This window comes from Clostridioides difficile ATCC 9689 = DSM 1296 (assembly GCF_001077535.1).
Lineage (GTDB): Bacteria > Bacillota > Clostridia > Peptostreptococcales > Peptostreptococcaceae > Clostridioides > Clostridioides difficile.
Genome location: NZ_CP011968.1, coordinates 2600914 through 2613147, shown reverse-complemented (window position 1 = coordinate 2613147; position 12234 = coordinate 2600914). Strand labels below are relative to the sequence as shown.

General features: G+C 27.1%; 9 protein-coding genes. 7 read left to right on the top strand and 2 right to left on the bottom strand.

Going from position 1 to position 12234, the window contains the following annotated elements:
• Positions 1-18 precede the first annotated feature (18 nt).
• Positions 19-621, top strand: a complete 603-nt coding sequence (locus tag CDIF1296T_RS19560) for a peptidoglycan-binding domain-containing protein (RefSeq protein ID WP_009897565.1) — start codon at positions 19-21, stop codon at positions 619-621.
• 84 nt (positions 622-705) lie between these two features.
• Here the strand turns inward: CDIF1296T_RS19560 and CDIF1296T_RS12585 are convergent, their stop codons facing one another.
• Entirely contained in the window at positions 706-1728 is a 1023-nt protein-coding gene (locus CDIF1296T_RS12585) for an alpha-hydroxy-acid oxidizing protein (protein ID WP_009897563.1), read from the bottom strand.
• A gap of 328 nt (positions 1729-2056) precedes the next feature.
• Positions 2057-2239 carry a hypothetical protein gene (locus CDIF1296T_RS12580; protein WP_004454683.1) on the bottom strand — a complete coding sequence of 61 codons (183 nt, stop codon included), beginning with the start codon at positions 2237-2239 and terminating at the stop codon, positions 2057-2059.
• Positions 2240-2551: 312 nt separating this feature from the next.
• Between CDIF1296T_RS12580 and CDIF1296T_RS12575 the strand changes: the two genes are divergently transcribed.
• From CDIF1296T_RS12575 to iorA, 6 genes are all read left to right on the top strand, one after another.
• Positions 2552-2971, top strand: coding sequence for a DUF3785 domain-containing protein (locus tag CDIF1296T_RS12575; protein WP_004454682.1), 420 nt, complete (start codon positions 2552-2554; stop codon positions 2969-2971).
• A 130-nt stretch (positions 2972-3101) separates the two neighbouring features.
• Positions 3102-4943: a GGDEF domain-containing protein gene (locus CDIF1296T_RS12570; RefSeq protein ID WP_004454681.1), complete on the top strand. Its 1842-nt coding sequence runs from the start codon at positions 3102-3104 to the stop codon at positions 4941-4943.
• Positions 4944-5026: 83 nt separating this feature from the next.
• Positions 5027-6856, top strand: a complete 1830-nt coding sequence (locus tag CDIF1296T_RS12565; RefSeq protein WP_306338996.1) for a diguanylate cyclase — start codon at positions 5027-5029, stop codon at positions 6854-6856.
• Between the two features lie 7 nt (positions 6857-6863).
• On the top strand, positions 6864-8864 hold the full coding sequence (locus CDIF1296T_RS12560; RefSeq protein WP_022618035.1) for a sigma 54-interacting transcriptional regulator: 2001 nt from the start codon (positions 6864-6866) through the stop codon (positions 8862-8864).
• Between the two features lie 261 nt (positions 8865-9125).
• Positions 9126-10385 (top strand): pyridoxal phosphate-dependent aminotransferase, encoded by a 1260-nt coding sequence (locus CDIF1296T_RS12555; protein ID WP_009897557.1) that lies wholly within the window; start codon positions 9126-9128, stop codon positions 10383-10385.
• A 60-nt stretch (positions 10386-10445) separates the two neighbouring features.
• Positions 10446-12233 carry an indolepyruvate ferredoxin oxidoreductase subunit alpha gene (gene iorA, locus CDIF1296T_RS12550; protein ID WP_003430808.1) on the top strand — a complete coding sequence of 596 codons (1788 nt, stop codon included), beginning with the start codon at positions 10446-10448 and terminating at the stop codon, positions 12231-12233.
• Position 12234: the final 1 nt, after the last annotated feature.

Sequence of the window (12234 nt, the reverse complement as noted above, 5' to 3'; positions counted from 1 at the left end):
ATTAGGAGGAATTTTGAAATGAAAAGTCTAAAGAAAATTTTAATAGTCACAGGGTGTTTGACTCTAATATCTACTAGTTTAGTATTTGCAAGTACTAATAATGATGTAAATGTATCAAAAAGTAATGAAGAGCAAACAACAAATTCATTTACAATAACTGGTTATGAATTTATTTATGAGAATGCACCACAACCTATAAAATCTGATTATGAAAAAAAATGTAAAGAATTAAATATAAATCCATCTAAAGATGATACAATCTTTATTAATGAAAAATTTATAGATTCATATAATATTAATATAGATGATTATAATATTGAACCAAAAGCATTTATTATTAGATATAAAAAAGATTTAAATCGTTTTGATGTTACTGGTCCTATAAGTTATAGCGTAAATATAAATACCACTGTAGTAGGATATGGACATGTAGAAAAAGGGAATCCTGTGCATTTAGTACAACTTTTATGTCAACAAATAAATGGTTCTGATATTGATCCAGATAGTAAATTTGGACCTGCTACATATAATCAAGTAAAAATACTTCAAGGAAGACTTGGTGTAACAAAAGATGGTGTTGTTGGAAAAGCCACTTGGCAAGCTGCCGGAGAGCGTTATTAGAAAAGAGGTTGTCGCACTAAGAAATAGGGCGACAACCTTTTTATATAGAATATATTAATCAGTATCTTAGAGTCTAGAAATATTTTACAATAAATTCCATATAACTCTACCATCTATATCCTTAACATTTTGACAACCAGTCAAAATCATAGTCTCACATAACTCATTCCTAATCTTCTCTATAAAAAACTCCACACCATCAAGACCACCGCCAAAAGAAGCAGTAACAAAAGGTCTTCCCATCAAAACAGCATCAGCACCCAATCCAAGCATCTTAACTACATCAACACCAGTCCTAACTCCACCATCAACAAGTATTGTTATCTTTCCCTTTACAGACTTAGCTATATCTGGAAGTACCTCACAAGTACCAGGAGTATAATCAAGTACTCTTCCACCATGATTTGAAACAATAATGGCACTAGCACCAGACTCTACAGCCATCAAAGCATCATCTACAGTCATAATTCCTTTTATAATAAAAGGTAATCTAGTGGATTCAACCAATTCTCTAATCTCATCAATTGTTTTAGGAGAAAAAGGATTTTCTTGAAATTGATTATTAATAAGTCCACAAGCATCAAGGTCTACACCAACTGCAAAAGCACCTGCTTCTTCAGACAATCTAATTTTTTCTATTATCTTTGAATTATTCCAAGGCTTTATAAATACAATTCCATTTCCCCTATTATCCTTCAATACATCTAAATTATCCAGTAAAAAAGTATCTACATTAGTATCGCCAACCATAGCATAAATTCCAGAATTAGAACAACCTCTAACAACAGGCTCTATGTATTCTTTTTCGGAAACTTTACCACCCATGTTCAATATAGTACCTGATACAGGTGCAGCGAATATAGGAGAACTCATTTTTCTACCAAATAATTCTATGGATGTATCTGGCTTTGAAACATTATGTATGACTCTCATATTTATCTTTATTTTTTCTAGACTTTTTCTATTTTCAATGAAAGACGAACCACTTCCTTTACCACCCATACCAGGAACATCTCCAGCACAAGCTAATCCATTACAAATTTTACATACCTTACATGTTCCATTAAAGTTCTCTCTAGCTGATTTTAGTAAGTCATTGTAATTCATACAAAATCTCTCCTTTTTATAATATTAAAATTGAGTATTACTATATTGAAAATATCTTAATTGTAAATATATGGATGTTATTATGATGAGCTAAACTAGATAATACATATTAGATATTTTTTATTGTTGTAGATAGTTAAATTATATCATATTAGACAGTCAAATTTTGAAAAAAACTAACTTATTTAAGTATACATTTTGAAAAAATTAAAAAAGCTATATATAGATTTTTAAAGAAATCTATATATAGCTTTTAAGTTTATGTCAATCTTTTTTGTTAATGAATAAATAATATAGGATACAATATACAAAAAAGTTTCTTGAAATGCTAAGATAATCCCCATTTACAAAGCAACATCATTATACTGTGTAAATTTGAATCAACAATGTTTTCACCATATTTCATCATAAAATCCTCTAATTGTGTGTCAATAAATGAATAATATCCACTTATACTATCGATGTATGCAGTCATTAAGTGTATACATTCATCACTTTTATCTTTATACATATATATCTCCCCCTATATACAATATATAAATTTAGATACCAAATCGTATCATATTAAATAGTTAAGTGTGTAACATCTATGCAGTTATATATTTATATCATTATATTAATAACTAAAGTGAGTTTTGACAATAGATTTTGGGAAACTGGATGTTCAAATTGCAAACTTGGATTTTAAAATCATTAATTAAGATAGCGCATAGGAATATATGTATACATAACTTAATTATAAAGATTATAAACAATTACTTTTATTAACTTTATTTAAATGGTAGAATAACTTGGAGATTAATAATTATAAGGAGGATATAATATGAGTTTATATAAGTTTATATATGATGATAAGGAATATTTATTAAAAGAGGAGAACTGTAGTGCTTTAATAAATGATGAAGAAAATCCAGTTCAAGGAGTAAGTATTTCAAAAATAATTGATATACTTAATGAAGCAGAAGAAGTTGATTTTGATGTAGAATATTATCAAGAAGCATGTCCATTATGTTTAGAAGGAGTAAAAGAAAAGAAAAAATTCTTTCCTTTTTTAGAATATCACTTTTATATTTTCAGTAAAGATGGAGAATATGTAATAAGCAATATATCTGTTGATTATAAAGGACTATCTTTTAATAAACTATCAAGGGCAAATAAAGTTGATAATAGTTATATTGTAAGTGTGATAATTTGCGAAAATTGTCAGGATTATATAGTTCAGATAGAAAATTGTATAGTTTAGTGTAAAGTATGTCTTAATTTAAGAGAAATTTCTAAATTGAGACATCAACTTTTTTCAAAAATAGTATGGAAAATTACTAAATTTATGAGATAATGTAAGTCGGAGGTGAGTTACAATATATAGTAAATATTTGGAAGAGATAGATGATACAATTTTAGATTCAATGTTTAAACTAACCTTGAATGAAAGATTATTGACTAATAACGATTTTATTGAAAATAAAATTGATGTAGTAAAGAATTTAATTGATTGCTATAAAACTGAACAAAATAGTTTAATGTTATTAAAATCAAATTTTTTGCTAGCTTTATTATATGGTATTCAAGGGTTTAGTGAAAAAATGAAAGAGTATATTTTGATTTCCTGTAAATATATTGATAAATGCTTACCCAAAGATTATAAATTTTTAGCACGATTTTATTCACAAATAGCTATTTTAAGTTTAAAAAATGAAGATGTAAATAAGGCAAATTTATATATGGATAAATTTAATCTTATTTGTGATGAAAATAATTTTCTAATTGAAGAAATTATTTTTAAATCACAACTTATTTACATTAAGGCAAGTAAGTGTATAGAATCTTCTGTAATAATTAAAGAGATAGAAACGTTGTATATAAAGATAAAAGAAATTAACGATTTTAATTGTAAAAAAATATATTTTTTTATTATTGGTAAAATATATTTTTTGTTTTTGGATGATGCTCTAATTGCTAAGGTAAATTTTTTAAAAGCAAGAAAATATGCAGATTTACTAAAGGATATGCAAGTATCTTCACTATGTAATATAAAGATAGGTGAGTGTGAATGTTCGTTTGAAAATTATGAATGTTCCATGGAATATTTCAATGAAGTAATAAGCAATAAAAAGTATAGAAATGTAAATATAATTCAAAAATATAGAGCATCAAACAACATAACTAAAATATTAATAAAGACTAGAAATTATCCTGTCGCAATAAATAATTTAGCAAAATCTGAAGTATATCTAGAAAAAATTAAAAATCATAGCTTAAAAGAAGTAGAGAAGTTTGATTTATTTATAAGTTTAGCCATGTATTATGCAAAAAGTAATGAAAAATCTTTTGAACAATCAATATGCTATTTAGATAGAGCTAAAAACATATTAAATATGATAAAAAATATAGAAGAATATATAATATATGATTTAGAAATAATTTATCACCAGGCAAAGATATATTATATCTTTGGATATTATGACAATGCCTTAAACACAAATAAAAAACTCCTTGAAAAATCTAAAAATGCTAAAAATTATAATTATGTGAAGTTAGCATATAAGAGTATATATTTGTGTTTTGAAAAGATTCAAAATTATGAAATGAGTATGAAATACTTTAAAATGTATTATGAGTTAAAAATGATGTATATAAAAGCTCGAAATAGAAATTATATAGATTCCTTAAATTATAGACATGAGTATATAGAAAAAGAAATAAATAACATGAGAAAAGTAAAACTTGATTTAGATAAAAAAAAGTATGTTGACCATTTGACAAGTGCATATAATAGAACTTTTTTGAACGATTTTTTAGAAAAACAAGAAGTTAGTGAATATTGCACAGCATTTATGATAGATGTAGATTACTTTAAAGAATACAATGATACTTATGGACACTACAATGGAGATATTGCTCTTAAAAATATAACTATAATAATAAAAAAATATCTAAAAAAAGACATGCTTATGATAAGGTATGGTGGAGAAGAATTTCTGATATTATCTGTATGTAAAGATTATAAAAAAAGTAAAATATTTGGAAGAAAATTATGTAGGATTGTAAAGAAATTTTTAAACAATAATTTGACAGTTAGTATTGGCATTGATACATGTAAAAATAGTAGTATAGATATAAAAGAAATAATTGAAAATGCTGATAAAGCTTTATATAAAGCAAAGGAAAGTGGTAGAAATAGATGTTTGCATTATCATGATTTTAAGAATTTTTAACTGTTGAAATAGGATTGGTGATTTACTTGAAAAGGAGTTTAATAGAAGATTTAAAGAGAAATATAAACAAGATAGAATACGATATGTTGACTAAATTCTATCTAAATTTGACAGATTTAAACTACATCTTGGATTATCACAAAGACCTTTTAAATACAAAATTAGAAGATAATAGTAGAGTCTATACTTTATATTTAATTAGTCTTATAAACTATATAAAAAAAGATAGAGAAGCATCATACAACTATTTGATAGAGTCATTAAAGTATATTAAAAAATTGTCATTAAAAGATGATTCAGATATAATATCTAAAATTTATATTTATCTTACTTTATCAGCTATTTCTATAAGAAAATATGATAAGGTAAATAATTTTTATTTCTCAGCAAAAAAAATTATAAGACAAAATCATTTAAATGAGTTGTTGGTATTGTTAAATATGAGTTTATGTGTAGAAATAAGTGCTTTATATCAGACCAAAACGGATGTAATAGCTTTAGTAGAAGAAGTGTCTTTTTTTAAAACTTTAAAAAATAAAGCTCTTGTAAGTAGGGCAAATTATATATTTGGGAGAGTTTATCTATATTTATTTAATAACTTTATAAAAAGTATGGAATACTTAATTGAATGTCTAAAATTGGCTCAAGAAAATAATTTATACTCTATAGAGGCTTTTTGTAAATGTATAATAAGTTTGTGTTATTTAGAGAGTGGAAATAATGTAGAAGCTATAAAATACATAAATAATGTATTAGATGTTGCACACAGTAATAACTCAATATCAGTAACTGAAAGAGTGTCTATAAAAATAGACCTTATATGGGCATATTTAAAAGAAGATATGAATAAAGAAGCAGAAGTTATTTTATTAAAGACTATAAAATTAATGAAAGTTGTTGAAGGTGTATATAAGGATTATTTATATTCATTTATATTTTTATATTCAGCTGAAATTGAGTTAAAGAAAGATAATTGTAGTTTTGAAAAGGTAAACACCTATTTAATTTTATCAAAAAATATATATAAAAGTTTTGGAGATGTTTTTATATATAATTCTAAACTAGATTACATATATAAGTTGTATGGAGATTTATATATAAAATTTGGTAATATAGATGAAGGTATAAGTTGTTATATAAAAGGTTTAAATTTAGTTAAAAAGAGTTCATTGAATCTTAGAAAAATATCTATATTTTATGGGCTAATAGCAAATGGATATGAGCTAAAAAAAGATTTTAAACTGGCAATAGAATATTATAAAAGTATGGATTGGTATTCTGATAGGTGGGAAAAAAATAATTCCTATAAAACATCTCAAGCAATTCACAAACAATATGAACTCAGACAAAAACAAGAGAGTTTAAGATTACTAGTGGATGATAATAAGAAATTAGAAAATGATATTTTAAAAGATGGACTTACTAAACTATATAATAGAAGATATTTGGAACAGCAGTTGGATTTATTTAATGGAACCAGAGACAAAAATATGGTTGCAATACTGGTCGATATAGATTGTTTTAAAAGTTATAATGATAATTATGGTCATCTAGCAGGGGATAAAGTTATAGTTAAGGTAACTGATATTATAAGAAGTGTATTTATAGATATTACCGAACACATAATCAGATATGGGGGAGAAGAAATTTTAATATTAGTAGATTCTATAGAATCAATCGGTGTTGAAGAGATTGATAATATAGAATTATATATTAAAAGAGTTTTCAAACTTCTTGAATTTGAGGGTATTGAACATATATATTCTAAAATAAAAAACTATATAACTATAAGTGCTGGAGTAAGTATAAAAAGGTGTCATAGTAGAAAAGATGTTGAAATATTAATTGAAGATGCAGATAAGAACCTATATAAATCAAAAAAAGCAGGTAGAAATCAATACATTATAATTTAAAATTGAGGTGATTTTGTTGCGAAAAAAAATAGGAATTATAGCCTCTGATATTGAATTAAAAGAAAGAATAGAAGAATTATATAGAGAAGATGTAGAAAATGGAACTATAATAATCGACATACTTAACCTAGACTTAATGGAAAATCAAGGTCGTATACTTGTTGAAAAAGGTGCCCAAGCTATAATTGGTAGAGGTGGAGGTTATAGTTTAGTAATAGATACAGTAAATGTACCTGTTATACCAATGAATATGAAGTCAACTGACCTTTTAAGAGCAATAGAAATAGCAAAGAAATATTCTAAAAAAGTAGTATTGATTCTTGGAGACAATGAAGTTTCTTTTGACTATGTTGGCTGGAGAAATGTCATAAGTACTGAAATAACTGAAGAATGGTTTGAATCTAAGTATGAGATAAGAAGTAAAGTTGTAAAATATATAGACCAAAAAGATGAAGTTGTAATCGTAGGAGGAGGTTTGGCATGTTCTTTTGCAAGGCAATATGGAATTGATAGTGTATTTGCAACTGCTAGTGATGAATCTATAAGAGAAGCTGTAGAATATTGTAAAAAATTATTAGATACATTAGGTGAAGAAAAGTTTAATAATGAAGTGTTACGAAATATACTTGATGGTATAAAAGATGGAGTAATTGCTATAGATAGTAATGGCAGTATAATTTTGTACAATGAAAGTGCAAAAAACATGCTTAAAGTAGAGAGAAAATGTGCACTTAATAAATACATCTTAGATGTATTTCCTAAAATGGAGTGGATGTTAGATTGTTTACATGAAAAAGAGGACGTAGAAGATAGAAAGATAAGAAATATAAATAATCTAATTGTTAATACTAGGACAACATTGATAAAAGTTGATAATAGTACTTATGGAGTTTTAGGAATAATACAAGATATAACCAAGTTACAAAACTTAGAAAGAAAAATAAGATTTGACTTGAATCAAAAAGGTCTCTATGCTAGATATACTTTTGATGATTTTTTATTTAAAGATAAATTAACTAAAGAATTTATTGAAGAAGCTAAAAAAATTGGAAAAAGTGATTATACAACTTTACTTTATGGAGAAAGTGGGTCTGGTAAAGAAATTATAGCTCATAGTATACACAATATAAGTAAAAGAAAAGATAGGCCTTTTGTTGCCATAAATTGTGCTACTATAGCAGAAAATTTACTTGAAAGTGAACTTTTTGGCTATGAAGAAGGTGCATTTACTGGTGCTAGAAAGGGTGGAAAAAGAGGGCTATTTGAACTTGCTCATGGAGGGACTCTTTTTTTAGATGAAATAAATAGTCTATCCTTTAATATTCAGACAAAACTATTAAGAGTAATAGAGGAACGTCAAATAATGAGAATTGGTTCTGATTATATAATACCTCTGGATATAAGGATTATAGCAGCAACGAATGAATCTTTAACCGAAAAAATAGTTATGGGTACATTTAGAGCAGACTTATTTTATAGATTGAGTAGTTTAGAGATAAATATACCTCCTTTAAGAGACAGAAGAGAAGATATAATACCTTTGTTTAACAATTTTGTAAATGAAGTATTAAAGGATGATGGTCTCAATGGAATAAACAGTATAGATGAAAATTTTGTTTTGACTAAAGATGAAATGGATAAGCTATATAATTATAGCTGGCCTGGAAATGTAAGAGAGTTAAAGACAATAGCTCAAAAATATGTTGTGACAGGTAAAATTAAATTGAGACAAGATAGAGATTTTAAAACTAAAAAATTACTTCCTAACTCTGAAGTAGACAAATTTAATTCTGAAACGACAGCAAGTGTAGAAGTCCAAGATGAATCTATAAATATAAGTAAGATAAATGATGGTAAGATAAGTATAGATATAAAAGAAGTAAATAAGTATGTTGAAGAAAAAATAATAAGTATGCTTTTTGCTCAGGGACTTTCTAAAAATGAAGTTGCACAAGTTCTTGGAATAAGCAGGACATCTTTATGGAAGAAATACAATAAAAATATTTAAATATAATTACATATAAATTATTTTGAAGTAATGTTAATTTTTTAAAACAAGTGTTAAGAAAAATTAACATTACTTTTTTGCAAATTTTTATTTTTTTAGACAGGCATATATATTTATAAGAAAAATAGTTAAAACACTTAATTTAATAATGAAAAAAATAATAATTCTAAACAAAATCAATTTTACATAAAGTGGGATTTATTGGCATAGTAATTGCTTAATATATAATGTAAGAGTAAATACAATTTTAGGGGTGATGGTATGAGTCAAAGTATGGTTGGTAAGCATGCAATGTGGCCAAAAGAAAATGATGTTATATTTAGCATATCTGGCAGAGCTCAAGCAGCAGAGAAGGCTTTTGGTATGGATAATGTAATAAATGCAACAATAGGCGCTCTAATGGATGATTCAGGAAAATTGATAACAATGAAAACTGTATATGAAGAATATAAAGTATTAGATAACTGTGAGATAGGTGCATATGCAGCTCTTGAAGGTCAACCAGATTACTTAGAAGCAGTTAAAAAAGTATTTTTCAGAGATTACTTACCAGAAGGACATATAAGAGTATTAGCTTCACCAGGAGGAAGTGGTGCAATAAAATTAGCTGTATGGAACTATACTAATGAAGGAGATGAGGTATTAACATCTGATTGGTTCTGGAGTCCATATGTAAGTATAGCTGAAGAGGCTAATAGAAAAGTAGTTAATTACCAACTTTTTGATGAAAATAGAAGGTTTAATTTTGAGTCGTTTAAAGAAAAATTTGTAAATATAGCAGAAAAACAAGGTAGAGTCTTTACAATTATAAACACACCAGCGCATAATCCAACTGGATATAGTGTTGCAGATGATGAGTGGGATAAAATATTAGACTTATCAAAAGAAGTCGCAAAAGATAAAGACAAAAAGATAATATTTTTCGTAGATTCAGCATATATTGACTTTGCAGGTGATGATGATGTATGTAGAAAGTTTTTTAAGAAATTTTCTAATTTGCCTGAAAACGTTCTCGTATTGGTTGGATTCAGTATGTCAAAAGGATTTACAGCTTATGGTATGAGAATGGGAGCTATAATTTGTATATCTTCAAGTGAAGATGTAGCTGAAGAGTTCCATTACTCATGTGTTCATTCATGTAGAGCAAATTGGTCAAATTGTAATAGAAGTGCTATGGCAGTATTATCTAACATTGTAAATGACCCTAAAAAATTCAAAGAATATGAGGATGAAAAAGAAATATACAAAAACATGCTTACTAGAAGAGCAGATGTATTTGTAAAAGAAGCTGAAAGAGTAGGATTAGAAATTCTTCCATATATAGCAGGTTTCTTTGTAAGTATACCATGTGATAATCCAAAAGAAGTATGTGAAGAATTGACTAAACATAATTTATTTGCAGTTCCATTAAAAATGGGCTTAAGATTTGCAGTTTGTGCAGTTTCTGAAGATAAATGTAAGAAAGCACCAAGTATTATAAAAGAAGCACTTGAAAGTTTAGAAGTAAAAATAAATAATTAATTTCATTGAACAAATTGGGTGGACTATGAATTTAATAATTGTAGATGGAGGGAATTTTATATGAAACAATTGATGACAGGTAATGAAGCAATTGCACGTGGAGCCTATGAGGCTGGTGTTAAATATGCATCTGCATATCCAGGGACTCCAAGTACAGAAATATTAGAAAATATAGCAACATATAAAGATGCAATAGTTGCAGAGTGGGCTCCAAACGAAAAGGTAGCACTTGAGGCTGCTATAGGGGGTTCAATTGCAGGAGCAAGAACAATGGCTTCTATGAAACATGTTGGTTTGAATGTTGCAGCTGATCCAATATTTACTTATGCATATACAGGGGTAAATGGTGGTATGGTACTTATTACAGCAGATGAGCCGGGAATGCATTCATCTCAAAATGAGCAAGACAATAGGATGTATGCAAAATTTGCAAAGATACCTTTATTTGAACCATCAACTAGTCAAGAAGCTAAAGATATGATAAAAGAAGCTTTTGAAGTTAGTGAAAAATACGATACACCAGTTTTATATAGAGTTACAACAAGACTTTGTCATTCAAAAGGATTAGTGGAGTGCTATGATAGAGAAGAAGTTGAAATTAAAGAGTATGTTAAAAATGCTAAGAAAATGGTAACTGTTCCAGCAAATGCTCAAATAAGAAGGGGCGTTGTTGAAGAAAGAATGGAAATTCTTAAAAAATTCTCAAATGAAACTGATTTAAACTACTATGAAATAAATGATACAAAAATAGGTGTTATAGCATCTGGTATGTGTTGTAATTTTGCCAAAGAAGTTTTTGGAAAAAATGCATCATATATGAAACTAGGATTTACAAATCCATTACCTTATGAAAAAATAAAAGAATTTGCAGAAAAAGTTGATAAAATATATGTTATAGAAGAAAATGACCCATTTATAGAAGAACAAATAAAAGCATATGGAATAGATTGTATTGGAAAAGATGTAATACCACCATATGGAGAAATGACACCAGATGTTTTAAGAAAAGCTATATTTGGAAAAACAAATGATACTATAGAATACAAATCTGAATTAGTAACACCAAGACCACCAAGTTTCTGTGCAGGATGTCCACATAGAGGATTCTTCTATGAACTTGGAAAGAGAAAAAATTTAATAGTTGGTGGAGATATAGGTTGTTATACTCTTGGATTTGCTCCTCCATATAATGGAATAGACTATGTTGTTTGTATGGGTTCTGCTTTTGGAACTGCACATGGAGCTCAAAAAGTTCTTAATATGAAGGATGATAATGAAAAAAGATTGGTAGGTGTACTTGGAGACTCAACATTCTTCCATACAGGAATAAATGGACTTTTAGATGTTGTTTACAATAGAGGTAATTCTATTTCGGTTATATTAGATAATAGAATAACTGGAATGACAGGTCACCAAGAAAACCCAGGTTCAGGATATACTTTACAAGGTGCTAAAACTAAAGAAGTTGATATAGAAGGATTAGTTAAAGCTTGTGGAATAGAACATGTAAGAGTTATAAACCCTAATAATTTAAAAGAAGTAAATGAAGCACTAGATTGGGCTTTAGCTATAGAAGATGAACCATCAGTAATAATAACAAGATGGCCATGTGTACTTAAAAAATTCTCTAAAGAAGATATAGAAGAATTTAATAATCCATTTAAGACTAAGTGTAAAGTTGACCATGATAAATGTATAGGATGTAAATTATGTTTGAAAACTGGATGTCCAGCTCTATCATTTGATAAAGAGAATAAGTTATCAAATATAGATAGAAATCAGTGTGTAGGATGTGGAGTATGTGCACAAGTTTGTCCAAAACAAGCAATAGTTAAGGAGGAAAAATAAT

What these genes read in the sequence shown, in the direction of transcription:
- CDIF1296T_RS19560 (WP_009897565.1), top strand. Translation starts at nt 19, where the DNA reads ATGAAAAGTCTAAAGAAAATTTTAATAGTCACAGGGTGTTTGACTCTA.
- CDIF1296T_RS12555 (WP_009897557.1), top strand. Translation starts at nt 9,126, where the DNA reads ATGAGTCAAAGTATGGTTGGTAAGCATGCAATGTGGCCAAAAGAAAAT.
- CDIF1296T_RS12565 (WP_306338996.1), top strand. Translation starts at nt 5,027, where the DNA reads ATGTTGACTAAATTCTATCTAAATTTGACAGATTTAAACTACATCTTG.
- CDIF1296T_RS12580 (WP_004454683.1), bottom strand. Translation starts at nt 2,239, where the DNA reads ATGTATAAAGATAAAAGTGATGAATGTATACACTTAATGACTGCATAC.
- CDIF1296T_RS12585 (WP_009897563.1), bottom strand. Translation starts at nt 1,728, where the DNA reads ATGAATTACAATGACTTACTAAAATCAGCTAGAGAGAACTTTAATGGA.
- iorA (WP_003430808.1), top strand. Translation starts at nt 10,446, where the DNA reads ATGAAACAATTGATGACAGGTAATGAAGCAATTGCACGTGGAGCCTAT.
- CDIF1296T_RS12575 (WP_004454682.1), top strand. Translation starts at nt 2,552, where the DNA reads ATGAGTTTATATAAGTTTATATATGATGATAAGGAATATTTATTAAAA.